24 protein-coding genes are annotated in these 23,790 nt (G+C 38.1%); 8 read left to right on the plus strand and 16 right to left on the minus strand.

Annotation, left to right across the window (positions count from 1 at the left end; all coding sequences use genetic code 11):
- Nucleotides 1–23: 23 nt before the first annotated feature.
- From ACQKL0_RS09890 to ACQKL0_RS09935, 10 genes are all read right to left on the minus strand, one after another.
- On the minus strand, nt 24–1,190 hold the full coding sequence (locus tag ACQKL0_RS09890; RefSeq protein ID WP_427687276.1) for an acyl-CoA dehydrogenase family protein: 1,167 nt from the start codon (nt 1,188–1,190) through the stop codon (nt 24–26).
- Between the two features lie 22 nt (nt 1,191–1,212).
- Nucleotides 1,213–2,409, minus strand: a complete 1,197-nt coding sequence (locus ACQKL0_RS09895) for an acyl-CoA dehydrogenase family protein (RefSeq protein ID WP_427687278.1) — start codon at nt 2,407–2,409, stop codon at nt 1,213–1,215.
- Nucleotides 2,410–2,449: 40 nt separating this feature from the next.
- Nucleotides 2,450–2,866, minus strand: coding sequence for a Zn-ribbon domain-containing OB-fold protein (locus ACQKL0_RS09900; protein ID WP_427687280.1), 417 nt, complete (start codon nt 2,864–2,866; stop codon nt 2,450–2,452).
- Between the two features lie 11 nt (nt 2,867–2,877).
- On the minus strand, nt 2,878–4,041 hold the full coding sequence (locus ACQKL0_RS09905; RefSeq protein WP_427687282.1) for a thiolase C-terminal domain-containing protein: 1,164 nt from the start codon (nt 4,039–4,041) through the stop codon (nt 2,878–2,880).
- A gap of 34 nt (nt 4,042–4,075) precedes the next feature.
- On the minus strand, nt 4,076–4,492 hold the full coding sequence (locus ACQKL0_RS09910; protein WP_402872843.1) for a MaoC/PaaZ C-terminal domain-containing protein: 417 nt from the start codon (nt 4,490–4,492) through the stop codon (nt 4,076–4,078).
- Between the two features lie 71 nt (nt 4,493–4,563).
- Complete coding sequence (locus ACQKL0_RS09915) at nt 4,564–5,022, minus strand: MaoC family dehydratase N-terminal domain-containing protein (protein ID WP_427687284.1); 459 nt, start codon at nt 5,020–5,022, stop codon at nt 4,564–4,566.
- A 6-nt stretch (nt 5,023–5,028) separates the two neighbouring features.
- A complete protein-coding gene (locus ACQKL0_RS09920; protein WP_427687286.1) occupies nt 5,029–7,221 on the minus strand; it encodes an acetate--CoA ligase family protein in 2,193 nt (730 codons plus the stop codon).
- A 353-nt stretch (nt 7,222–7,574) separates the two neighbouring features.
- Nucleotides 7,575–8,369, minus strand: coding sequence for a CPBP family intramembrane glutamic endopeptidase (locus tag ACQKL0_RS09925; RefSeq protein WP_427687288.1), 795 nt, complete (start codon nt 8,367–8,369; stop codon nt 7,575–7,577).
- A gap of 172 nt (nt 8,370–8,541) precedes the next feature.
- Entirely contained in the window at nt 8,542–10,593 is a 2,052-nt protein-coding gene (locus ACQKL0_RS09930) for a helix-turn-helix domain-containing protein (protein WP_427687290.1), read from the minus strand.
- A gap of 230 nt (nt 10,594–10,823) precedes the next feature.
- Nucleotides 10,824–11,090, minus strand: a complete 267-nt coding sequence (locus ACQKL0_RS09935; RefSeq protein ID WP_427687292.1) for a hypothetical protein — start codon at nt 11,088–11,090, stop codon at nt 10,824–10,826.
- A 214-nt stretch (nt 11,091–11,304) separates the two neighbouring features.
- On the opposite strand from ACQKL0_RS09935, the gene ACQKL0_RS09940 reads away from it, so the two are divergent.
- Together ACQKL0_RS09940 and ACQKL0_RS09945 are read left to right on the plus strand one after the other, a co-directional pair.
- Nucleotides 11,305–12,633 (plus strand): polysaccharide biosynthesis protein, encoded by a 1,329-nt coding sequence (locus tag ACQKL0_RS09940; RefSeq protein WP_427687294.1) that lies wholly within the window; start codon nt 11,305–11,307, stop codon nt 12,631–12,633.
- A 220-nt stretch (nt 12,634–12,853) separates the two neighbouring features.
- Nucleotides 12,854–13,045: a DUF3934 family protein gene (locus tag ACQKL0_RS09945; RefSeq protein ID WP_402872824.1), complete on the plus strand. Its 192-nt coding sequence runs from the start codon at nt 12,854–12,856 to the stop codon at nt 13,043–13,045.
- Nucleotides 13,046–13,251: 206 nt separating this feature from the next.
- On the opposite strand, the gene ACQKL0_RS09950 is transcribed toward ACQKL0_RS09945, so the two are convergent.
- Together ACQKL0_RS09950 and ACQKL0_RS09955 are read right to left on the minus strand one after the other, a co-directional pair.
- Entirely contained in the window at nt 13,252–13,617 is a 366-nt protein-coding gene (locus ACQKL0_RS09950; protein WP_402872821.1) for a DUF948 domain-containing protein, read from the minus strand.
- Between the two features lie 105 nt (nt 13,618–13,722).
- Complete coding sequence (locus ACQKL0_RS09955) at nt 13,723–14,097, minus strand: DUF948 domain-containing protein (protein ID WP_402872818.1); 375 nt, start codon at nt 14,095–14,097, stop codon at nt 13,723–13,725.
- A gap of 210 nt (nt 14,098–14,307) precedes the next feature.
- Between ACQKL0_RS09955 and ACQKL0_RS09960 the strand changes: the two genes are divergently transcribed.
- The 3 genes from ACQKL0_RS09960 to ACQKL0_RS09970 all read left to right on the plus strand — a co-directional run bounded on the left by ACQKL0_RS09960 (nt 14,308) and on the right by ACQKL0_RS09970 (nt 15,688).
- Complete coding sequence (locus ACQKL0_RS09960) at nt 14,308–14,637, plus strand: four-helix bundle copper-binding protein (protein WP_427687296.1); 330 nt, start codon at nt 14,308–14,310, stop codon at nt 14,635–14,637.
- A gap of 248 nt (nt 14,638–14,885) precedes the next feature.
- Complete coding sequence (locus tag ACQKL0_RS09965) at nt 14,886–15,209, plus strand: hypothetical protein (protein WP_407406747.1); 324 nt, start codon at nt 14,886–14,888, stop codon at nt 15,207–15,209.
- 272 nt (nt 15,210–15,481) lie between these two features.
- Nucleotides 15,482–15,688, plus strand: a complete 207-nt coding sequence (locus ACQKL0_RS09970) for a YqaE/Pmp3 family membrane protein (RefSeq protein WP_427687395.1) — start codon at nt 15,482–15,484, stop codon at nt 15,686–15,688.
- 75 nt (nt 15,689–15,763) lie between these two features.
- On the opposite strand, the gene ACQKL0_RS09975 is transcribed toward ACQKL0_RS09970, so the two are convergent.
- Nucleotides 15,764–18,331 (minus strand): DEAD/DEAH box helicase, encoded by a 2,568-nt coding sequence (locus ACQKL0_RS09975; protein ID WP_427687299.1) that lies wholly within the window; start codon nt 18,329–18,331, stop codon nt 15,764–15,766.
- A 415-nt stretch (nt 18,332–18,746) separates the two neighbouring features.
- On the opposite strand from ACQKL0_RS09975, the gene ACQKL0_RS09980 reads away from it, so the two are divergent.
- A complete protein-coding gene (locus tag ACQKL0_RS09980) occupies nt 18,747–19,691 on the plus strand; it encodes a sensor domain-containing diguanylate cyclase (protein ID WP_427687301.1) in 945 nt (314 codons plus the stop codon).
- A gap of 274 nt (nt 19,692–19,965) precedes the next feature.
- On the opposite strand, the gene ACQKL0_RS09985 is transcribed toward ACQKL0_RS09980, so the two are convergent.
- Together ACQKL0_RS09985 and ACQKL0_RS09990 are read right to left on the minus strand one after the other, a co-directional pair.
- Complete coding sequence (locus tag ACQKL0_RS09985) at nt 19,966–20,145, minus strand: hypothetical protein (protein WP_402872807.1); 180 nt, start codon at nt 20,143–20,145, stop codon at nt 19,966–19,968.
- A 14-nt stretch (nt 20,146–20,159) separates the two neighbouring features.
- Nucleotides 20,160–20,888, minus strand: coding sequence for a type II toxin-antitoxin system SpoIISA family toxin (locus ACQKL0_RS09990; protein WP_402873209.1), 729 nt, complete (start codon nt 20,886–20,888; stop codon nt 20,160–20,162).
- Between the two features lie 243 nt (nt 20,889–21,131).
- Here ACQKL0_RS09990 and ACQKL0_RS09995 point away from each other — a divergent pair, with 243 nt between their 5' ends.
- Nucleotides 21,132–22,217 carry an MBL fold metallo-hydrolase gene (locus ACQKL0_RS09995; RefSeq protein WP_427687303.1) on the plus strand — a complete coding sequence of 362 codons (1,086 nt, stop codon included), beginning with the start codon at nt 21,132–21,134 and terminating at the stop codon, nt 22,215–22,217.
- A 38-nt stretch (nt 22,218–22,255) separates the two neighbouring features.
- On the opposite strand, the gene ACQKL0_RS10000 is transcribed toward ACQKL0_RS09995, so the two are convergent.
- The gene (locus ACQKL0_RS10000; RefSeq protein WP_427687305.1) at nt 22,256–23,212 is read right to left on the minus strand and encodes a DMT family transporter; all 957 of its coding nucleotides are present in this window, start codon (nt 23,210–23,212) and stop codon (nt 22,256–22,258) included.
- A 229-nt stretch (nt 23,213–23,441) separates the two neighbouring features.
- Here ACQKL0_RS10000 and ACQKL0_RS10005 point away from each other — a divergent pair, with 229 nt between their 5' ends.
- Nucleotides 23,442–23,768 (plus strand): YnfA family protein, encoded by a 327-nt coding sequence (locus tag ACQKL0_RS10005; RefSeq protein WP_427687307.1) that lies wholly within the window; start codon nt 23,442–23,444, stop codon nt 23,766–23,768.
- Nucleotides 23,769–23,790 lie beyond the last annotated feature (22 nt).

A 23,790-nucleotide genomic window follows, 5' to 3' on the forward strand; every position in this document is an offset into this window, starting at 1 on the left:
GCCTTTCAAAATGAGTATATATTTCAAACAGGCATGATTACCGCACTTTCGTCATACCACCCTAATGCTGTTGCGGCTTGTTTATAAAACTGATCTGTACGGCCTAAATAATTCTCATAGAATCGGGCCCGTTTTACAAATAGCTGGCAATCCATTTCTTCTGTAAAACCAATTCCTCCATGAATTTGTATATTATCAGCGGAGATACGGGTAAAGGCATCCGTAGCAAAGATTCTTGCGCAAGCAATGCCCTGAACACGATCGGATGCATGACTTTCCAATGCCCAATTCGCATAATATGCCAAAGATCTTGCCGTTTCCAAGTCTGTCTTCATATCTACTATTCTGTGTTTGATCGCCTGGAATCTTCCAATTGGTTGGCCAAACTGTTCACGAATTTTTGCGTACTCGGTAGCCATCTCCACTACTTTCTCCATAGCTCCCACTATTACAGCTGAAAGTGAAGCATTGAAGGAAAGTAAACCCTCTTGGAGAACATCCCAGCCTTTGTGAAGAGTTCCGAGGATTTGATTTCTTGGAATTTTAACGTTACTAAATGTAAGCTTTCCTAAGCTGCGCGTCTCATCCATGTTTTTTTGGTTTTGAATAGTTAGATTGGGATCGGTACGATTGACAATAACTAACGAAATCCCTTCTGTACCTTTTCCTATATCTGTGCGGACCGTTACGATAAAATGATCGGCTAACTCGGCATCTGGAACAAGCGATTTTACCCCATTTAATATCACTTGATCATTTTCTACTTTTCCAGATAGATTAATTCCAGAAGGACCATAACTTCCGCCCCTCTCTAACCATGCAAGAGAAAATGATTGAGTCCCATTCGCTATATTGGGTAGATAGTTTTCTTTTTGTTCTTCCGTACCGAACTTTTCTAATAAGGGGACAGCTAATGCACTCGTTTCTAAATAAAGTCCTGGTACTAATGAACGACCGGATTCTTCAAGAACAGGTATTAAATCCAAAGGTCCTAATCCCATTCCTTCATATTCTTCTGATATATTAATACTAGTACAGCCTAATTCGGCCATTCCTCTTTGCAGGGCTAGTAATGATTCTGTATCACCCTTGATAAAATCACGAGCTGCCTTTGTTTGACCTGCATCATCTAAATACTTTCGGACATACCCCCGAAACATCTCTTGTTCTTGATTTAAAGAAAAATCCATTTTTCATCACCCCTATTTAGACTTAGCGTCCCATATCCTTCGGTAAGCCTAGAATTCTTTCAGCAATTGTATTCTTTTGTATTTCACTCGTCCCTCCACCAATTGTCTGGCCGAATGAATAGAGATAATTATCTTGCCAATATGACTGACCTGAAATGGCATCTTCTTTCCATAGAACTCCCTGATGACCTTGCAGGGATATTGATTCAGAAAGTAAGTCCTTTGTGAGTTCACTTACTAATAATTTATCCATGGAACCCTCGGCTCCTGGATAACCATTTTTTATTGTTTTCGTTAAATTCCGATAATAATTTAATAAAGAACCACGGGAACGAGTATATAAATCTATCATCGTTTTTCTAACAAGTGGATCGGCCATTAACGGCTTGTCATCCTCTTTCCATTCTTTTGTCAATGATACGAGGTCATTGAATTGCTGTTCCAATGTGAAAACCTGTGCTCCTATACCCGTTCTCTCATGCATAAGGAGAGCAATTGAAACCTTCCATCCTTCATCCACTTCTCCAACAATTTCAGCATCATATGCAATCGCGTCATTTAAATACACTTCATTAAAATCATGCTGCCCATCCATTTGAATGATAGGTCGGGTTTCCACACCTGGCTGTTTCATGTCCAAGAGGAACACCGTAATCCCTTTATGTTTCTTATCAAAACGATTTGTTCTAGCAAGTAAAAAGCAGCGATCCGCTAGATGCCCAAAGCTTGTCCATACCTTTTGACCATTAATGATCCAACGGTCTCCATCTTTTACTGCACTCGTTTGGATAGCTGATAAATCTGATCCAGCGTTTGGCTCGGAGTATCCTTGACACCAAACTTCTTCTCCTGTGAGGATTCTCTGGATATACTTTTCTTTTTGTTCTTCCGTACCAATCTGCATAAGTGTTGGAGCCACCATATTAAGACCTACATAGTTTACAAGAGGCGGTGCTTTAACACGAACCATTTCCTGTTGATAAACAATTTCCTCCATCAACGTAGCTTCCCGGCCACCATATTTTTTCGGCCAAGCTATCCCAGCCCAGCCACCTTCATATAATTTCCTTTGCCAATCCCTTAAGAAAGCGGCATATTCACTTTCATCCTTAGAAACCTGGCTAGATCCATTTAACCAACCTTCAGGTAAATTTTGTTCAAGCCACATTCTTAATTCATGCCGGAATTCTTCTTCCTTTGCTGAAAATGAAAAGTCCATTGATTCTTTCCCCCTTTTTTACCAGTCTAAATTGAATGATCTATACTTGAATCCATTGTGGCAAAGAACGTTCTTCCGTCATTTTCTCCCAAGTCATCTTGACCTGCATTCCGATATGAACATCATCGGTAGGACACTGCAGAATATTCCCGATTAATTTGACATCAGGCAATTTATCTAATTCGACAATTGCAATGATGAGTGGTAAATCATCTTGGAATCCTGGTAGAAATGGACGATAGGAAATGATATACGAATAAACTTTCCCGTTTATGTCACTACCTTGACTTTCCCAACTTAGTTCCGTACTTCCGCATTTTGCACAACTTGGTCCAGGAGGATGCGAATATTCCTGACAGCTATTACACTTTTGTAGAATCAGTTCATGACGATCTGCCCCATCCCAATATGGGGTATTATCTTGGGTTTTTACCGGAATAGGTTTTTGGTATTCCATCTTTTTCCCTCCTAGTTTCTAAGAATCATAGCTCCGGCGATATCAGGACCAGCCCAGCCAGTACATATACCTATTTCACAATTTTCCACCTGGCGATCTGTCCCTTTATATTCATGTCGGACTTGTCGAACGATTTCCAAAACGTTGTTCATCCCATGTGTATAGCCTTCTGATAACATTCCTCCAGCAGTATTCGATGGTAATTTCCCACCCATCCGCAAGTTTCCTTCGGCTACAAAATCCCCTACTTCGCCTCGTGGGGCGAATCCATAAGCCTCCAATTGACGTAGAACCACCCAGCTGTAACAGTCATAAATGGAAGCAACATGAATATCTTCGGGTTTAACTCCTGCCATTTTATATACTTCAGGTGCAACATAGTCAGAAGCGACTTCATCTAAATTGTTCCAATAATGGGCATGTGACACACATTGCCTTGCAGATAAGCCCATGATGTAGACTGGTTTAGATTTACCATTTTCAGCTCGCTCTGCTGAAGTGACGATGATTGCATTTGCTTCATCTGATTCCATGCAGAAGTCGTGCTTATTGAATGGGTAACTCAAATATGGTGTATTTTTATATTCTTCCATCGTTAACGGTTTCCCGTAAAAATATGCTTTTGGATTTCTTTGGGCATGCTCATAAAAGCTCGTGCAGACATGTCCAAGATGCTCCTGGGTCAACCCGGTTTCATGCATATGGCGAGTCGCAAAAAGTCCGAACCACTGTGATGGGCTACCCGCTCCGTAAGGAATGATAAAGCTCCCACCTTCAATGGCCGATTGGAGCAGATTCACATCCCAACCGCCCCCGCCCATTCGGACGCCAGATCTCCCATTCATAGAGCGGTAGATTAATACCGTATTTAATTGACCTGTTTCAATTAGACCAACAGCATCAGCAATTAACATCTCCGTGCTGCTTCCTCCACCCATAATATCGTTTACATATTTCGGACGAACGCCTAAATACGTGGCTAACTGATGTGAAGTGCAAGAATCATGTTCGGAATAACTCATGAAACCATCAATATCTTTCGCTTGAAGACCAGCATCATTCAATGCTGCCCGTGCTGCATCCAATGCCAAATGAAGGGGCGTTGTTCCAGAATTCTTGGATCGTTCACTCTCCCCAACTCCGACAATGGCGTAGCGATCTTTTATACTTCCCATAAAAAAGCCTCCCTTTTGATTTCTAAAGCAACCCCTATTGAAATTGCAAGACGACTTGCCCTGATCCTACAACATGCTCTGGTTCTTTTTCTGCAATAAGATCCAGTTTGACAAAGCGTTTTCCCTCTTTCTCATACACATTTTTCACAAATGCTGAACAGGTAATTTGGTCTCCGGGTACAGTGATAGCACCGAATCTCATTTTAAAGTTCGTTGGCATAGCGGTATCCCCAGCCAATTTCATTACATATTCCCCTAGAAAGCCCATGACCAGCATTCCGTGAGCAATCACCCCTTGCATTCCTACTTTTTTGGCAAAGTCATCATCTGTATGGAGCGGATTGAAGTCCCCTGAAGCACCTGCATATTTGACTAATTGAACTTTTGTTACACTTGGCTTGGTAAGTGACTTGAGTCTTTGTCCTTCTTGTAAGCCTTCATAATTCAACATTTCCCTTTACTCCTCTCATTGGAAGTCTTCCTTTTGCTCCAATCGACTATTTATAAGCAATTATTCCCTACTTAAACTGTAGATGATTTAGCTTTTAAGGGCCTATAGATAATATTCGTACGGCTTATCACAACCAATTTACCCATTTCATCTCTGATTTCCGTATCGAGAACCACGAACTGCATAGGCCCTTTTTTTCCTTCACGTTCATAAACATCAGAGACCTTCATCTGGCAATATAGTGTATCCCCCGGACGAATTGGGCGTTCATAGATGAATTCCTGCTCACCATGCAGCATTCTTCTTTGATCGAGCTTTAGATCCAAGTTTTCTCCACTATCTTGCCCTATTGCTATAGGGAAAGTGGGAGGAGCAATAATGCCTCCATATATTGTTTTTGCAGCATACTCTTCATCGATATATAAAGGATTAAAATCACCGATTGCTTCGGCAAATTGCCGTATATGCCTTTTTTCGACTTCAAATACAAATTGATTTCCAGTTAAACCCTTTAAATAATCCAACTCCATAGTTTGCTACCCCCTAATCGTTGTTTTCACTTCAGATTCGTTACCGATAACAAGCATCGCATCCGCTGCTTTAATTCCATCTCGATAAACAATTAGAGGATTTATATCCAGCTCTTTGATGGAATCTTTATAATCAGTGACCAAGGCTGAAACCTTTAGTAACACATCAATAATGGATTCGATATGAACCGGATCTTTTCCCCGCGTTCCTTTAAGGATGGCTTTTCCCTTGATCTCTTCAATCATTTCATGAGCATCTTTTCTCGAAATTGGCGCAACCCTAAGTGACACATCTTTGAAGACCTCTACAAATATCCCTCCCAGACCAAACATGATAACAGGTCCAAAAACCGGATCATTATTAGCCCCTATAATTACTTCCACACCTTCGGGGAGCATTTCCTGTACGGAAATTCCATTGATTATAGCGTCTGGTTTATACATCAGTGCATTACGGGTTATTTCAGTGAAAGCTTTTACGACTTCTTGTTCGTCTTTCACATTCAATCGAATGGCATCTGCTTCTGTTTTATGTGGAATATCAGGGGAATCCACTTTTAAAACGACTGGGTACCCCATTTTTGTTGCAAAATTTGATGCTTCTTCAGCTGTTGTAGCTAAAGATCTCTTTGTAGTTGGAATTTGATAATGATCCAATATAGCGCTTGCTTCTGATTCACTCAGTGTCTTGCCAGCAGGCAATAGTTTTTCTATATCTTGCTTCTCTATCAACTTAGGAATTTCAAGTTGTTCAAATGCATGTAACTCCTTATTTTTTCGATAATATTCACTGTATTCGACTAATTTAGCAAATCCTCTGATTGGATTTAAATTACCCGGTACAACAGGAATCCCATTTTTAACAAGCTCTGCTGTGCCTTGAGGAATGGACATGCCTACCAGTGGGAAAGAGGTAATGAATATGAATTTGTCGGAAGCTTTACAAAGACCTATAAACTCTTTTAACAAAGGATGATCAGCATCCCAATAATTAGGAAACTCAGTGAAAATAATATTATCTACTTCAGGATCTTCAATAAGAGCCCTTAATGGAGCGATAAATAATTCTGGATTGGATACAGAGGCAGCAGCTGTTAAATCAACTGGGTTGGAAGCGCTTGCATAAGTGGGAATATTAAGCATGATTTTTTCCTTTGTTTTTTCACTTAGAGGCATGATGGTAAGACCATTTGCTTCACAACGGTCTGCTTCATTAATGCCTCTTCCTCCAGAACTTGTGATGATTACTGTATTTCTTCCTTTAGGCAACTTATTGGAAAGAAATAACTTTGAAAAAGAGATGATATCTTCATAATCATCAGCTCTGACAATACCGGATTGCGTAAAGAATGCATCATAAACATGATCCGAACCAGCGAGTGAACCAGTGTGAGAAGCAGCAGCTCTACTTCCTGCTATACTTCTGCCTGTTTTCATGACAATAATTGGTTTATTTTTGTCCAGTGCGTCTTTAGCCAAAATTCTTAGCTTTTCTGGATTTTTAGATCCTTCCAAGTAGCCACTTATTACGCTTATTTTTGGATCATGGATCATATATTCCACGATATCCGAAAACTCGGTTTCCATTTCATTTCCGACACTCACAAAGTAGTTAAAGCTTAGTTCATTCTGTGCAGCAGCCATATATGTTAATACACCAAATGCCCCACTTTGCGAGACATACCCCACACCTTGTTGGCCATCCAACGGAACTGATAATATCGCAGGTGAAAACGTCCCGATTAATCCATTAGACAAATTAACTAACCCAACGCAGTTGGGACCGACTATTCGAATACCATTCTTTTGGGCAATCTCTGTGAGCACCTTCTGCTTTTCAATGCCTTCCTGTCCAGTTTCAGAAAAGCCCGCAGAAAAAATGATGGCCGCTTTAACATTCTTTTTTGCACATTCTTCTAACCCTTGCTGTACTTGTTCGGCATTTAAACAAAATATGGCCAAGTCAATATCGTTTGGTACATCCAATAAGGAAGGGTAACATTTTAATCCTTCAATCTCCTTCGCTTTGCGATTGATTGGATAAATCTCTCCGATAAATTTCCCATCCAAAAGTGTCTTCACTTGTAGATTACCAATCTTATATTTATTCGCAGATGCACCTAGTATGGCTACAGACCTAGGATTAAATAAAGGATCAAGCGATTGATGTGAAAGATCTATTTGATTTTCATTTGTCATACATTCTCCCCCAACCTCGTAATGTATAAATCATTTCTCTGTTTTCATCTTACATGTAGAGAAAAAAAGATAAGAAAATTAACTATCGCTAAATTCATATAAACATTAGGAGGTTAATTCATGTAAAACCTTTCATTTAACCTTGATGCAGCAAGGAATACAAGGAGACACTAAAAAAATTACGTTCTATATAACCCCGACTATGCGTGGGGATAGCCCCGACATCTGAACAAGATAAACGCTTAACTTTTTAGTTTGAAATAAAAAAGGAAACCCCGTTTAAGGATTTCCTATATAAACTCTATTAAATTTTTTCTACTGTTCCTTGGTGATACTTGAATTCGTACCTTTTCTTAGTTCAATAGGAAACCACTTAAAACCATAAGAATATTAAAAATAAAGTGCCAAAGAATCGAAGGAATCACACTTCTGCCTTTGATAGTAATCCCTCCATAAAACATTCCTCCAATTGAAAATGCAATGCAAGTAACCCATGGAATTCCAAGTGAATAATGTTGCAATCCAAAACCCAAACTTGTTAGTACGACCGCCCATTTTTCACCTAATAGTTCTGAGAACCGATTCAGCAGATTACCTCTCCAAATAAGTTCTTCTAATACAGCATTTGTTATTGAAAATATGATGGTGAGTAGCCACATTTCTTTGATGGCGAACCAACCATTTTGAATAATGAAAGGTGTAAAGACAATAGTATTAACGATTAATGCTATGAATAGAAAAAACTTAACACTCGTTCGGTGAAAACCGGACCATATAAATGGAAAGTAAATCAGTTCATTCCATTGTGGTTTTTTCAAATATGCTATAAATGGAGACTTGGAAAAGAAAGATAAAATGAATAAGGGGACCAAAATTAGAATTAATGATACTCTACTGAAAAGTATGCGTAATTCCTTTGTTTCAAACTGTACCGTCCAATGAGTAATTGCATATAAATAAGCGTAAAATCCAACTCCAAATAGAATACTTGTGATAATAAACGATTTCATAGATTTATCGAAGGTTATAAAAATAAAAATAGACGTAATTAGCCATATACCAATAAGTAAATAATTGTTTAGTTGTAACGATATGATAAGGGATACAAATATAAATAATGAAGCGATATGTTTAAATACATATGACAATATGAAACATTCACCCCTCCGAAAACAGTAGTTGCATTAGGGCCAAATCCCTCCTGCTTACTTCGGGGGCTATAGTCCAATTCCTTCCCTTTTATTAGAGTGTAGTGTAGGAATTGGACTCTTTGGCTCAAAGGAATTTAATGAGCGGAATTCGGCATTTTAACCACTATGTTTAATGAACCGTTTCATGTTTTTCCAACCATTTTAGCATTTTCATGCGAATTTTTTTTGATGGGATTTTAATTCCCCTCTCAATATTACTAATGTAAGGGGCAGAAATTTCTAGTTCTTCTGCCAATTGATATAGGGTAAGATTGAGCACTTTTCTAGTGTTTCTTATTTGCTTACCAATTTGTTCATTCTTTTGGTTAGAATGTTTTTGTTCCGAATCATCAATAGGCTTTTTTTTCTCAATTGAGCGATATTGATCCTTAATAATCTCCGGAGGTTCTATTAAAATCATGGAATTCAACCAAATATTCGCCCATCCTTTAAAATCCGCAATAGACTCGTCCCACTTTTCATAATGCCATGATGCAATTACTCCATCATCAAGTAACTTATCCAAAGCCTTTTCAAAACGTTCTCTCGTACGCGATGGAGTTCGAATATTCATCTCTTCCCCAATAGATTCCAAGAGCGTACTTGTTTTATTTGGCTGTAAAAAGGTTCCTTTTCTCGCTTGTGTCCTCCAACGCCAGCTTAAATATCTAGTAAGTCGTTTCTCCCAAAGTTGTTTATAAGGGTTATATTGCAAAGCTTTAATTGAAAGAAGTGCAACCTGCCTGCCAGATCCATTCAAGAACTTCGCGAAAACCCGATCAATTGTAAAGGAAATCTTTTTCTTACATGTTTCCTCCGAAATGGAGTATTCTTCCCCCTTACGGTCGATAAAAGTAAATGTCCGTCCTTGCAACCTTGTATGAACTGGTTTACCTTTTTCGTAGACGATTGCTTTTTGGATATTAATCCATATGCTCTGAATATTTGTAAGCGATTTCAAAACTTGTTCTCGTTGTTTCGCTTCATATCCCCCTCTTCGCCCATCTCCACCAAGTTTAGGTTTTAAGCCTCTTATGGATAGTAAATCACTCAGGTGAATTTCTATAATTTCTTCATTGTTTCTCGCCTTGGATAAAAACAGGCTGCAAAGGGCATCGAATACATCCACATCCGCATCCGACAATAATTGTACTCTGTTCCATGCTTCGTCGACTATACTCTGTTCCATATTTAGAGAGTGGTTGAATATAGGGATAATTTGTATAAATCCTTCTGTGTTTCCACGAAGAATAGGTGTGGATGGCCATGGGGCATTTCCGATTTTTTGAAAGTTCTTTTTATAAATGGCGTCTCTGACAGACTGGTACGGTGCACTATTCATTACCAGTAAGTGGTCTTGGATAGTAAAGCTTGAAGAAAAATCCCTGATATTTGTTAATAATAAATCAGGTGTTCGAAAACCATCTTTCTTAATACAAAGAAACTCTTCTATTTTTTTTACAGAACAAGATTCCAGATTGAAATGAATGATGATTAATTTAACCCATTCTTGTACATAGCCATTTACGATATCAATTAATTTCAATACAAAATCGGTGTCTTTAGCGAATTTATCCGTAAGTTGTTGATAGAATAGTTTATTCAGCTCATCATTATCCAGTCTTGCCAAATGATTAGTGCCTAACAAACCAGCAATTTCCTCAATAATCCAATCCTTTATCTGATTTCTAAACCAACTATAAAAATTGACCCAAACAGTCTCCTTAGCCAAAAAGGTATCTGTTTTTAACTTGTTTTCCATTTGATAAATGGAATCTTCAATTAATTGTTTATCATTAAAAACAGCCTCGCTTTTTGAAGACAACTTCTCATATCTGCTTATAAGGTAAAACACAACATTCTGTGCTATCTGTGAAACGGTTTCATTTCGTGCTGTAATCCTTAGTTTAAAAAACAACTCTTCATTTTTTTTGTATGCCTCTTCCCAAATAACAAAAGATGTACTAAACCCTTCTTTAAATGTTTGAAAACCTGTCCGGCCTTTAGCCTTATGAATGTGATACATTTTATGAAAATCATTATATTGGTTGTTTGATTCATAGATGCAAAGCACCAAAAAGTTATTTATTTTGTTTGACCAGGGAAGAGTTGGCATGTTACCACTCGACTGGCTATTTGGTCTTTTTGTTTCGTTTTGCTTACCATCTATATTTTTTTGCATGAATACCTCCCCATTGAAATACGTAACCGCTCAAGATTTACTATTAAGATATATAAAAATGAGATGTATAACATGGAGCTAATGAAAGAGCAGGTAATACCCATCCTATTACATATATTCAATAAGCATTAACTTTACCCTTCTTTTGAACTAGAGTAATTAAAATTTTCTTGCCTGATTGCTTATATAAGAAAACGGATCAAAATAAAAACTCCTCAATTTAGAGGAGTTCATTCTTGTGAGAATTCTTTTAATCTAGGTAAAATAGGCACCAATATTTCATTTGCTATGTAATCCGTTTCTAAACCGATAAACTGTTTTCCGTCCAATTCAACAGATCGGGCATACTCGAGGTTGTTACAGAATATGAACGAGATAACTCCATTTTCTTCAGTCATGTCAACATATTTGAATGAAATATGATTTTGGGTCAAACAGCTTTCAAATGCAATACATAATTCGTCTAGGTTCGAATGGTCAATCGCTGAAAATTTCATTTTTAACATCTCCTCTGAATACAGGATAGCAAAATATTAGTTAGATTACAAAGGACATAACATAGTTACTTTTACACACTTTATCATCACCATGGCTACATGCTGTCATTTTGAACTGTATGGATAGCATGCCATGTCATGTCATCCTTCAATATGAATATTCCGGTGCCTGTCTCATATATTTATACAAACACCTTTTGAGGAGTGTGACAGCATGCAATCTTTTTATAAAGGAACGCTCATCTTGATAGTCGCAGCGTTTTTTGGTGAATGTATCGAGTTTTTTGTAAACATGATTCTCGCCAGGGAACTACAAGAGGAAGGCATGGGGCTTTACATGTCCATTTTGCCTGTATTCTTTCTGATATATGTAATTGCCAGTTTTGAATTGCATGTTTCGATTGCCAAGTTTGTCGCTGAAAACAAACCTGCATTACATTATAATTTACTGCTTCATGCCTTCAAATTGGCAACTGTGGTCGTGCTGATCATGTGTATCATCCTTCCTTTTATCCTTTCATTTTCTTCAATAATGGACGGGTTTCACCCATATATAAAATGGATGCTGATCGGTTTGATACCTATCGTCGCATTTTCCTCGATTGCAAGAGGTTATTTTATGGGTGTACAACAAATGAGCAAAATTGCAATCTCAAACTTTTTAAAGAAGATTTTTCAGTTCGGCCTGTTGCTCCTCATCTTCAACTTGTTTCAATTTAACCAGGAAAAGTCTTTGTTAATGGCCTTTTTCGTATTGGTAGGAAGTGAATTTCTTGTATTCTTATACTTGATCAGCATACTGATCCTTCAAGTTCGGATCATGGGGCGTGGTACGAATTTAAGGACCACAGGTAAACATGCCCGGCAAAAGCTTTTGGAGGTATCCCTCCCAACTATGGGACTTAGAATCTTTCATGCAATCACTAATGCCATTCAACCCTTTCTTATTCATGCTGCGCTTCTTTCAGCGGGGTTTGGTGCCGTTCTTGCAACCGAGCACTTTGGGATGTTAACGGGTGTCGCGATGACTATAGGTTTCTTTCCGGCATTTATTGCTCATTCTCTAATGATCATGCTTATTCCGACTGTATCGGAAGCTCACAAAAATCAGGATAAAGAAAAGCTTAGAGTCCTGTTACAAAAATCAATGTGGTTTACGGTTATGTATGGAGTCCCAGCCGTGCTCATTATCTATTTATTTGCGGAACCTCTGACAGCACTCTTCTTTTCTTCCACAACGGCTTCTCTTTATTTGAAAATGCTTTGTCCTTATTTCCTTTTCCACTTTTTCATCATACCGATGCAAGCCTACCTCATTGGATTAGGTCTAGTCAAAGATGCATTCATCCATACTGTGTGGGCGCATATTGTTTCCTTTACACTCATGTATATTCTTGGCTCTCAAGCTGTCCTTAATATGGAAGGCGTTATCTTGGGTATGAATACAGGTGCTGTTTTAATTACATTTATGCACTACTTAACCATCTGTAAAAAAATCGGAATAAGTCTCTGGTTGACGAAATCCAAACAAAACGTTTATTAATAATGGATTGTTTGGACGATTTGGCCATTCAATATCCCAACCATCTTGCCTAATGCTTGTACACGTAACCTATTTCTAGATACTGATCTATAAGGATTTTGAAAAATATTTGACCCTTTTCCTGTACTTATGCCGCTATTTGATGTATATTTCAACATACTTGGGTATTAATCAAGCAATGTGGTTTAAACTAAGCATAGACTATTAATGGAGTGATTTCATGAGCAAGGCTAAAGCTAAGAGTGGAACAGGTAAGGGAACAGGAACAGGTACGGGCAAGAAGGGTTGGAATCGTTGGAAAACGGGAGCCAATAAGAAAAAGAGTGCCAAGCCGTACGTAAGTAAGGGCGTCAAACATGGCAATGATTCCAAAGCCAATGGTAACGATTCGAGTAGTAAAAGCGAGAAATAATTAATCCACTTAATCGAGTGGCTACAAATAAACTTTCTTGTCTCAGATTCTAATACGGGTTATTCATTCAATTAAATCCATAGAAGAAGATTGGACAATTAAATAATGAGATTAATAAAGGAAAGACACTACCCAATTTGGAAGTGTCTTTTTGTTCTATGAGGTAAATGAGATGTATGTAGAAAGAATAAGAAGAAGATTTTGTGCTATCTAATATTACTTTTGGGTTTAGTAGGATTGCTTTTTTTGGGTGAAAGCTTTGTATTATAGGTATTTGTAGCTTTTTTAACCGTATCCGTCACTGAATGAATGGCTTCCCCGACGTCTTGGGCCGAGTCGAATAATGGTTCCACTGTTTTGATCTTCCCTTTCACATCCACAGTGATATCGTTCGCTGTATGAATAAGTTGTTTTGATTCGGATGAAAGGTCCTGTATCGCTCCTCTCACATCAATCAATGTTTTATTTGCCTCCCCTAACGTCACCATCACTTTTTGTAATGTACCAATCAAGAAAACAACCAACCAAATGAAAGCCAATGCGATTGCTGCGACGCTATATTCCATAACCATGAAAAAATCCCCCTTAAACTCAAAAAATTCATTACATGCATATTGCCGTAGTTTAGATGTATATGTTAGTAATTCTCGGGGTGCATGGTCCTAATATGAAATCTTTTATTTGATTTTGATGTGTACTCCCTCTGGCTGGTTATTAGGAGCAGTCGGATTTGAAGGAATTTCTGAATCGGTCCTGCTTCCTTCTTTGATGGTACTGGTGACGTTATGAATCATTTCGCCAACATCTTGGGCCGATTCCAATAACGGATCTACATTACTCATTTTCCCTTTTACATCAACGGTAATTTGGTTCGCGGTATGGATTAATTGTTTGGATTCATCTGTTAACCCATGAACCGCCTTTCTTACCTCTTCTAGGGTTTTATTGGTTTCCTCAAGCGTACCCATTCCTTTTCGAAGCGTCTTGTTTAAATTATAAATCAAATAGACGACAGCTCCGGAAACACTAGCCACGCTTAATTTAATATACATGCAAGCAACCTCCTTTTCTTTAAATTTATGCACTAGCTTCCCTATTCATTCCGTTAAAAGATTTTGCTTGCCCTGTTCTTCTCAACCTGGATTTTTTGCTATGTTCGACTATGTCTGTACTTAATCTGTTTGGCTATTCATGTTTTGAAAATTGTTATTAAGGAAATAGATGTAGACAATATGAGATAACCACTAAGAAGGAACTTACTTATGTCACACGAAAATTATCAGTCAGTCATTCAAACTTTGCACGAATGCATGACTGCATGCAACCATTGTTTTGATGCTTGCTTAAAAGAAGAGAACGTAAAGATGATGGCCGAGTGCATCCGCTTGGATCGAGAATGCGCGGATATGTGTTCATACTTGGAACAAGCATTAGGAAGAAATACACCATTCGTTTCTGAATTGGCAGTTACCTGTGCTAAGATTTGTGAAAGTTGCGGGAATGAATGTAAAAAGCATGATCATGAACATTGTCAGAAATGTGCCGAGGCTTGCTTAACTTGTGCAGAAGAATGCAGGAAACTTGCAGCATAACCTCATGCAAAGGGATAGGTGCTCTATCCCTTTATAATTTGGATTCTTTTTCTCCCTAATAATTGCTGTTAACTTATTTTAACTTTACTATGAGTTGAAAGATCAAATAATATATTCTACCGAGGTTTATGTTAAAATTATCATTTGGCATTTCACTTGAATTCTCATACTTTGCATCCCTCCATCCTCAAAATTATTAAACTTGGCTATTTTAGGAATACTAGTCTTAAAACAGGAGGGTAATGTGCATGGCAAATCAAAAAGTTTCCGGTGAGAACGATAAGGGAAAAAAAGTATCGACTATAGATAAGAAAGAGAAAGAAAACGAGGTAACTCGACTCAATCGATTATTAGGAGCCGTCATGAGGTATTTATCCGACGACGAGCAAGAAGAAATTGACATCGAGTACTTATTGGAAAATACGGATGGTTTGAGGGAATGGTGGGATCAATACCGCGAGCTTGACCGAAAACGGGTTGAAGAAAAAATTAAAAGTTCCCTTGCAGAGCTTCCTGTTGAAGAGTTGGAATTAATCCTTGAACAGATACGTAATAAAATGAATGGAGGCTGATTGCTCACTTCATTGAAATAACTAGTAACGCAAGTGGCTCTGTTTCATATATCCCTATCCTATGGATATGTTGTCCATATCTTTTTCTAATGGGTCAAATATCTTGGTTTCCCATTTCCCAGGCAATTCCCTAATCATATCAAGAACTTTCATTCGAAGGCTTTACACGACAGTGGGACCTCTATAGAAAATTCCCAACCCCATTCATAGCACCGAAATAGGTTAAGTGTTATATTAGGGGTATCTACTTTTAATTTTGGAGAGTGATCAATATTCTATATTTAATCGCCATTCTTTTTCCTCCTCTAGCCGTCTTATTGGTCGGTAAACCAATTCAAGCCTTGCTTAACTTGATTCTCACCTTATTTTTCTACGTTCCAGGCCTAATTCATGCCATTTTGGTTGTTCATGACAAAAAAGCGGATAATCGAATGAAGCATCAAGCTGCCTTGATTGCAAAGTCCAATCGAAAAAAATGAATTCAACTCAAAAACCCCGTATATCTGCCACCATGTAAAGGTGTACCATATCCGGGGTTTTTCTTTATTATTTCCTTAATATTTTCGATTTTTTCTATGGCCATTATGATAACAAGCGTCACATATTTGAAAACGCGAGGTATCTGGAAGCTGTTTTCCACAGCGCTTACACTTTTTCTGATAATTGATTATTTCATCTTTCAACTGATCATGAACGCCATTACTGATTTCTTCCCGCACCCGTTCCCAATAGACAGCCTCGGTTCTCTTACCCATCCTATATAGAAACAAAAGATGAAGACCTATTGCTTTATAAGATAGTTCCAACTCCTCTAAGTTCCTAGTCCTTATAAAGGGATCGGGAAGTTCGCTACTCTCAGCAATTGCTTCTACGGTTTCTAGCCATTGGCGAATAAGGCGAGGTTCTTTTGCCGAAAAAGGTAAATGCAGGAAACCATATAGGTCCATTAATGAAAAACGAGCTTCGATTTCAGTCTCACGGATCAGTTCATAAAGCTCCCGCTCTTCCGAAAGTGATGCTTTTTTTGTTCCATTTGGCGGAGTGAACTTTTCCCATAACTCAAAGAATGTCCCTAAATTCCTGTAGTACCTCTGAAACCGTTCAAATACCGAAGAGGTCGGGGCAATCGTAAAGGTTTGAACCGGCTCATCTACCTGTTCAAGTAATTTCCTCATGATTTTTATGTCGCCCGTGAATGCTACTTTACCCGTGTCATAAATCCCTTTTCTTCCAGCACGCCCTGCTATCTGTTTTACTTCTTGAGAAGTCAGCCTTCTTCTTCTCGTCCCGTCAAATTTCTCATTTTCAAGAAAAACGATACGGCGAATCGGTAAATTCAATCCCATCCCAATTGCGTCAGTTGAAACAACGACGGATGTCTCCCCCCGATTAAAAAGCTCAATTTGCCTTTTTCTGTTTTCTGGTGGCATACTCCCATAAATCATGCTGACCCTATGCCCACTAGCTTGCACACGTGAGGCCGTTTCGAGTACTTGCCTTCTTGAAAAGCAAATAAGGGCGTCCCCTTTCTTGGTATTTTTCAATTCGAATTCTTTCGGTTCTATTTCTAACGGTATTTCCCGACTATATTCATAAATCTCCAAATCCGTTTCATCAAGTAAATTCAGCAGCATCTTTTGAATATTTCTACTTCCTATAATGTGTACTTCTTTTGCATTTGCTTTCGTAATCGCTCTATACCAAGAAAATCCACGGTCCTTGTCCGCTATCATTTGAGCTTCATCAATGACAATTACATCATAGTAGTCCTTCTCATGAAACATCTCAACCGTACAAGAGATATGCTGTGCCCCATTTACCAGCTTTTCTTCTTCTCCCGTTTTTAATGAGCAAAGCACACCGTCTGCATTCAGCTTATCAAACACTTCCAGAGCAAGAAGCCTAAGTGGTGCAAGATACAATCCGCTCTCGGCCTTTTTCATTTTCTCCAGGGCCTGGTGTGTCTTTCCTGTATTCGTGTCTCCAACGTGTAAAATGTATTTGACCTTTAGTCCTAATGATGGTGTATAGGCCTTTCCAAAAATGTCGTCAAGGATTCTTTTCTCTTCTTCCTTCTTTCGAGCAGCTTCTGCCAGCGCTTCTGCTTTTTTTCGTTCCCTGGTTGCCTCGTCCCTTTCAAAAATCTCTTTATGAACAGATTCATCAAAGGGAATCTGGGCAAGCTTCAGTAAGTCAGATAGGTATTCTTCTTGAAGTTCGTCGAAACAAGCCTGTGACAAATCTGTCAAATCCTCTTGAAGTAACTCTTTAAGGATCTCCGGGGTGACGATATCCCCTAAGGTTTCTGAATAATCGTTCAACACTTCTGTAGTCAAGTTCTCAAGAACCTTTTTAGGTATATATTCAAAGATAAAGTCTAATACCAACCGTTCATAACGATAGAAATAATTTTCATACTCGTAACGACTTTTACCCCAATCAAAAGTAGAATGAATATCCCCCGTCAGTTCATCGAAGAAATCAGTCACCATAAGGTAATCGGTAGATTCGAATGATCCCTCCTCAATCAACCGTTCTTCAAGTAGATACGGTTCTACAGACTGAAATTTCGGCTTATTAAGAAGATCAGTGGCAATTTTGCCTGATATATAATAACGGACATGTAAATAAACTAGCAGAGAGTTATTTTCTAAAAAAGTGTACGCTTCATTTTCAAGCTTTTCCTGTACCAGCCACCGCTTATGTGCTAGCTTTTGTTCCTCTTGCCTTTTAAAGAAGACTTCCCTTGCGTTCACATATCTCTGTTCCCAATCTTGATCGTTTTCGGAAAAGGTCTCCTCCAGCCAGGATATTGTATCAAAAGGGTGATACGTCCTTAACTCATTTCGAAACAAATGGTTGATATGCTTATGATCTGTCCCTTCTGTAACGAATCCCCTGCCTTTTAAAAATACTTTCTTTTCTTTTCTCGGAACGTCATTGGACGCTTTATTTAACCAAACATTCATCCAAATCTGTTCGATATAAGACATCCGATCTGAAAGGTATGTTTCAAAGGTCGGCATTACATCTTTATTTTCTACATAGCGGTCGATATCTTGGAGTAATTTTTGCTTTGTCTGTTCAATTGAAAGTGGGTGTATATTTTCTAATTTTCCCATGATAATCCCCTTTTGAATCTTCTTATTTATTATCCTTTCCAAAAGTTTTTTTAAAATCAGCACGATAAGCCATTTTATCGGAACTGTGAGAAAGCACAAAGGAAGTGCTATGATGCAAATAGTGATAAAATATGACATGTATGATAGATTAATGGTATTACTTCCATTACATGTACAGTAAATGGTGACTCTGTCTACAATAAGCTATGTAACTTCTACATTTATAATGATGGTTTAAACTAATACTAACAAATTTCAATCAAAACTGTATCCATTTTTCGTGATAGTAACCTCGAATTAGCAATGAGCTAACGCGACGAACATACCGTCATTTATATAAATAGATTCAACCCATGATAAATCACCCATATAGAACCCAGCAAACAACCTGACTTATGGAAAGGGGATTCAGAAAATGATTCACCACGACATTAATTACTACAAGAATTTTGATTCCATCGCTAATGAAGTCTTAGAATTACTAGCTCATACGATTAAAGTCAATACATTCGTGCTCACGGTTTTCGAACAATCCCAAAGCTTTATCGTCAAGTCCTTCAATCGGAAAGCAAATCTAATCAAGACCGGCGATACCATACCCTTTAATGAAGTTCTTTGTAACCTGGTCGTCGAGAATAAAATGGAACCCGTAGTTATTAACGATATAAAAAATAGTACCCTGACATGTAATCACCTCATATTGGATAGGATTAAAAATGGATGCTACATGGGTGCTCCTATTAAAAATGAGGATAAAATCATCGGAACATTATGTGCATTCGATCTTAAACCTTATGAATTTAAAGAGTATGATGTAGTGCTACTTAGCTCCTTGGCATCGCTGATCAGTCAAACGGTCAACATCGAGAATGGAATAATCAGGGATTCTTTGACTGGTCTCTATAACCGTAACTACATTTATAACTATTTTGAATATAATAAGGATGAAATTTATAACGAAATGTCCCTCCTTTATATCGATCTCGACAATTTTAAATATTTCAATGATACTTTTGGTCATGATTTTGGAGATAGTGTCATTAAAAGGACCGCGGAGTGTCTTTTGAAATCTTCACCTGACAATAGTTATGTCGCTCGAATTGGTGGGGATGAATTTGTTAATTTATTACGCACTGAGGATAGAATAAAAAGCACAAAACAGACAGCCGAACTCCTTTTAAAACAATTATCTTCCATGCCTATTCAAGTCGGTGGGAAAGAACATTTGATTTCTGCAAGTATGGGGATAAGCGTTTACCCGGTCCATGGGGACGACATGGTTACGTTACTGAAAAAAGCGGACCATTCTATGTATGTTGCTAAAGAAGGCAAAAAACATATTGAATATTATCCTACTTGATTCGTAATTCAAAAAAGTGTGGATGATTGTAATCACCCACACTTTTTTGAATTACCGTATAAAAAACCAACGTTTCGTTTTCAACTTACGCAAAACATTCAACAATTCAGCATTTTTTTTATGTATCCTGTTTTCGGATGGCGATGCTGAAGGGGCTGGGATGTCTACTCTCACAGGTTTCTTGTTCATATCTAAAGGACCCTTCCTATTTATCATTATAAAATAGTATATGCAGGTGCCCTTAAAATATCATCAATCCCAAGCCTCCTTCTTTCTAGAGGACATCCCTCAATTTGTTCAAACGTGTTGTCTTTTCTTTATGGTTCAGGATAACACGTTCATTTTGTTTCATCACCTTTTTTGTATGTGGACTTAAAGCCACATCGGGAATTTTGACCTGGGGTTTAATTACAGCGACGGAAACATTGCTTCCAGCTTTATCATAAATGCTCATTCAACCAACTCCCCTTAATTTTGTTTTATGACCATATCGAACATCATGATCAATAATGCTATTAATAAACAATCCACTTCTGACACGAAGCTTTCCGATCTTATCTCTAAAATATAAGGAAATGTCAAAACATTAACGGGCTGAAGCGCCATTTTCTCTTCATCATTGTAATACGTATCTTCTCTTTCCAATGTAGCACGGATCGTACTTCCAGACAAGGTCGGGTAAGCTTTTAACATCAAGTTCTTGTCTTGTTCCGTTTTAAAAGGAATAATTTTGACATTCATCCCTTCCTTGGCTGCATAAGCCTGAAGCATGATATGCAAGTAGGCCAGGTATTCCTCATTCGTCTGATAAAACTCCGGAATCCCTTCTTTTTTCAAAAGGTAAAACATATTTTTGACCTTTTCCCGATTATCCGATAATAACTTATCGCTTTCCGCAACCGCTTTAGTTGCATAGGAGAGCTCATTATCGCCAATTTTTGATATATACATGCTCAAAAATACGAACATATCTATCAGCACAAACAGAACGGCGACAATGAGGAAATTCTTCCACTCATCAAAAATGCTCGTCGGATAAAAACTCCAGTATATTAAAGCCCCCAATATGAAAATGACATACCATGTTTTTCGAATGGCTTCTATTTTCATGCTGATTTTATCTTTATACCTCCAGGATAAAACCACATAAACTAATAATGCAATAAATACGGCCCATACAAAGACTCTGAAAAACATCAACACTGTTTTTATCCTCCTACCCTTTTTTCAGCTTCTATAATTCTTATATAAATTATATTCAGGATGTCTCCCTCTTTTCCCTGCAATCAAAGAGAAAGTATAAGTGGGGATTGCTGTTTACATTTGCACTTGAACAGCGACCCTCACGCGTTTCATTCAGAACCACTCCAGTGAGTGATTACCAATTTTTATGTTATGATTAGTTCAGAATAAATCCCTAAATATTCAGGAGGAACATATATGCTGAAAACTTTAAGAATTTTCATGTCCATCCTATTAACCGGGATACTTTTTATAAGTCTTTATCCTCCACTAGGAAGACGTGCATCAAAGAAAAGAATCAAAAACTTCAGTACGAAAGAAAATTTTAAGAATGGGCAATTCATCAATCAAATTCCTGCGAGTCAGATGATGAGCCTTAAACATACTGGCTCCATACTTCGGGAGTATATGAAAGGAAATCCAAACAGACGACCTGCCGTTCCCATTTTGATTGATTCGACGGTCCGATCATACAAAGACGCCAATAAAATCACCTGGTATGGACATTCAGCCTTCATGCTTGAGTTGGACGGTAAAACTTTATTGGTGGATCCAATGTTTGGTAAAGCCCCTACTCCTTTTCCGATGTTTGGAAACAAGAGATTTAGCGGTGACTTGCCAATCGATTTGGAAAACCTTCCACCGATTGATGCTGTCATTCTCTCGCATGACCACTATGATCATTTAGATTACTATTCCATAAAGAAATTAAAAGATAATGTCGGTCAATTCATTGTTCCCCTAGGGGTAGGAGACCATTTGGTGAAGTGGGGTGTATCGAAGGAAAAGATACAGGAACACAACTGGTGGGATGAAGTATTCTACGACGGACTCCATTTAGTCTGTACGCCAGCAAGACACTTTTCCGGGAGAAGTTTAAATGATAGAAATTCTACACTTTGGTGTTCATGGGTGATATACGGAAAAGAAGATAAGGTCTTTTTCAGCGGTGATAGCGGGTACGGCACACATTTTAGAGAAATCGGCGAAAAATACGGTCCCTTCGATCTTACATTAATGGAATGCGGACAGTATGATGAACGATGGTCCACCATTCATATGATGCCTGAAGAAACGGTCCAAGCAACTATCGACGTAAAAGGAAAACTAATGATTCCCATTCATTGGGCAGGCTTCACTTTATCTCTTCATGATTGGACAGACCCCATTGAAAGGGTGACAAAAGCTGCCAAGGAAAAAACCGTACAAGTAGCCACCCCAAAAATCGGCGAGCCTGTTCACATTGGCGGAATGGAATTCCCTGACACAATATGGTGGAAATAAAATCAGCTTATCTCTTTATTGAGGATAAGCTGATTTTTTCATTTTACACTATGCTCTTTCTTATCAAAATGAAGTTTCATTTTAATAGGGTGATCTTTCCTCTCCCCAAAATAGTTGGTACCGAACACGCCCAGGATAATTAAACCTGAACCCACTATATCGAAAATCGTAATTTTTTCATTAAGAAAGAGTGCTCCTGCAATAATGGTCACCACTGTCGATAGATTTGCAAAGACACTCATTTGAGAAGCCTTGATTTTTGATAATATCGTGTTCGAAAGCATCGACGTGACCAACGAAGCCAAGATTCCTAAATATAAGATAGAACCGACAAATTCCATACTTGACCATGGTGAAATGAATTCCGGCATCGTTCCCTTGCTCATATGAGATATGATTGCAGCCAGGTTAAAAAGGATGAAACCTGTTCCCATCATGAAGAAGGACATTTCACCAGGCGTATATTCCTTTGCCAAGGACCATGTCATCGTCGTATATCCTGCTGTCGCTAAACAAGATAGAAGGATTAATCCCATACCGAGCAAATCAGAGGCATTCATCGTACTTCCTTTCATAAGGAAAATGAAAATGACCCCTACTACCGATAAAACAATAGAGATGTTTTGATAAAGAGAGGTTCTTTCCTTTAGAAAGTATCCCGCAATGATGACTGTAATGATTGGGGTGATAGCCGATAAGATTCCGGCATCCGTGGATTGGGAATATTTAAGTCCGAAAGTTTGAAAGACAAAGAAAAGGGTGGGAAACATTAATGATAATGGAAGCAGTTTTTTGATTGACTCAATTGTATAGCTCACCTTAATAACTTTTAATGCGACCAAAACTAATATAACGGCGAAAGAAATGCTGAAACGGAACGCCAACGTATCAAGTGGGTTCGATTCGGCGATTGCCATCTTTGTAAACAAAAAGGATAAGCCAACAATGCTGGCATGCAATATGGCTAGCATATAAGCATATGATTTGGTTTTCATGATTGCATCTCCTTAACTAGGATACTATGATTCCGTTTTAGTTCTAGTACCCTTTGTACTTGAAATGCAATCCAATAATTCATTTGAATATTCATTGGTTAGAATTCAGTGAATGACCCATGGATCGAAGAAAAGGAGATGGAGTTGATGCTCCTAAAACATAGGTAGCAAAGTCTGCCAACGTTATACAAGTTATGATAGAATTCAATGAAGAAAGTGAGGGATACATATGATTGTGACCATCCCTATATTTCTTATGGCTGGTCTGGCCGAGATTGGTGGCGGATATCTTATCTGGATGTGGCTACGAGAAGGAAAATCCATTTATTTTGGATTGGCCGGAGGAATTGCACTTATTTTATATGGCATTATTGCCACATTTCAAACATTCCCTACTTTTGGACGTGTATATGCAGCATATGGTGGCGTTTTTATCGTATTATCGGTTTTATGGGGATGGGGAATAGATAAGAAAACACCTGATTTATATGATTGGATTGGCGCTATCATTTGTGTAATCGGGGCATCCATCATCCTATGGGCACCAAGAAACTAAAAAAACTAAAGGGCTATTAACC

Source organism: Peribacillus sp. NPDC097264, from assembly GCF_050277925.1.
Taxonomy (GTDB): Bacteria; Bacillota; Bacilli; order Bacillales; family DSM-1321; genus Peribacillus.

What these genes read in the sequence shown, in the direction of transcription:
- ACQKL0_RS09960 (WP_427687296.1), top strand. Translation starts at nt 14,308, where the DNA reads ATGTCACACGAAAATTATCAGTCAGTCATTCAAACTTTGCACGAATGC.
- ACQKL0_RS09920 (WP_427687286.1), bottom strand. Translation starts at nt 7,221, where the DNA reads ATGACAAATGAAAATCAAATAGATCTTTCACATCAATCGCTTGATCCT.
- ACQKL0_RS09940 (WP_427687294.1), top strand. Translation starts at nt 11,305, where the DNA reads ATGCAATCTTTTTATAAAGGAACGCTCATCTTGATAGTCGCAGCGTTT.
- ACQKL0_RS09950 (WP_402872821.1), bottom strand. Translation starts at nt 13,617, where the DNA reads ATGGTTATGGAATATAGCGTCGCAGCAATCGCATTGGCTTTCATTTGG.
- ACQKL0_RS09930 (WP_427687290.1), bottom strand. Translation starts at nt 10,593, where the DNA reads ATGCAAAAAAATATAGATGGTAAGCAAAACGAAACAAAAAGACCAAAT.
- ACQKL0_RS09890 (WP_427687276.1), bottom strand. Translation starts at nt 1,190, where the DNA reads ATGGATTTTTCTTTAAATCAAGAACAAGAGATGTTTCGGGGGTATGTC.
- ACQKL0_RS09990 (WP_402873209.1), bottom strand. Translation starts at nt 20,888, where the DNA reads ATGTTTTTCAGAGTCTTTGTATGGGCCGTATTTATTGCATTATTAGTT.
- ACQKL0_RS10000 (WP_427687305.1), bottom strand. Translation starts at nt 23,212, where the DNA reads ATGAAAACCAAATCATATGCTTATATGCTAGCCATATTGCATGCCAGC.
- ACQKL0_RS09915 (WP_427687284.1), bottom strand. Translation starts at nt 5,022, where the DNA reads ATGGAGTTGGATTATTTAAAGGGTTTAACTGGAAATCAATTTGTATTT.
- ACQKL0_RS09945 (WP_402872824.1), top strand. Translation starts at nt 12,854, where the DNA reads ATGAGCAAGGCTAAAGCTAAGAGTGGAACAGGTAAGGGAACAGGAACA.
- ACQKL0_RS09955 (WP_402872818.1), bottom strand. Translation starts at nt 14,097, where the DNA reads ATGTATATTAAATTAAGCGTGGCTAGTGTTTCCGGAGCTGTCGTCTAT.
- ACQKL0_RS09985 (WP_402872807.1), bottom strand. Translation starts at nt 20,145, where the DNA reads ATGAGCATTTATGATAAAGCTGGAAGCAATGTTTCCGTCGCTGTAATT.
- ACQKL0_RS09895 (WP_427687278.1), bottom strand. Translation starts at nt 2,409, where the DNA reads ATGGACTTTTCATTTTCAGCAAAGGAAGAAGAATTCCGGCATGAATTA.
- ACQKL0_RS09975 (WP_427687299.1), bottom strand. Translation starts at nt 18,331, where the DNA reads ATGGGAAAATTAGAAAATATACACCCACTTTCAATTGAACAGACAAAG.
- ACQKL0_RS09900 (WP_427687280.1), bottom strand. Translation starts at nt 2,866, where the DNA reads ATGGAATACCAAAAACCTATTCCGGTAAAAACCCAAGATAATACCCCA.
- ACQKL0_RS09935 (WP_427687292.1), bottom strand. Translation starts at nt 11,090, where the DNA reads ATGAAATTTTCAGCGATTGACCATTCGAACCTAGACGAATTATGTATT.
- ACQKL0_RS09995 (WP_427687303.1), top strand. Translation starts at nt 21,132, where the DNA reads ATGCTGAAAACTTTAAGAATTTTCATGTCCATCCTATTAACCGGGATA.
- ACQKL0_RS09980 (WP_427687301.1), top strand. Translation starts at nt 18,747, where the DNA reads ATGATTCACCACGACATTAATTACTACAAGAATTTTGATTCCATCGCT.
- ACQKL0_RS09905 (WP_427687282.1), bottom strand. Translation starts at nt 4,041, where the DNA reads ATGGGAAGTATAAAAGATCGCTACGCCATTGTCGGAGTTGGGGAGAGT.
- ACQKL0_RS09965 (WP_407406747.1), top strand. Translation starts at nt 14,886, where the DNA reads ATGGCAAATCAAAAAGTTTCCGGTGAGAACGATAAGGGAAAAAAAGTA.
- ACQKL0_RS09910 (WP_402872843.1), bottom strand. Translation starts at nt 4,492, where the DNA reads ATGTTGAATTATGAAGGCTTACAAGAAGGACAAAGACTCAAGTCACTT.
- ACQKL0_RS10005 (WP_427687307.1), top strand. Translation starts at nt 23,442, where the DNA reads ATGATTGTGACCATCCCTATATTTCTTATGGCTGGTCTGGCCGAGATT.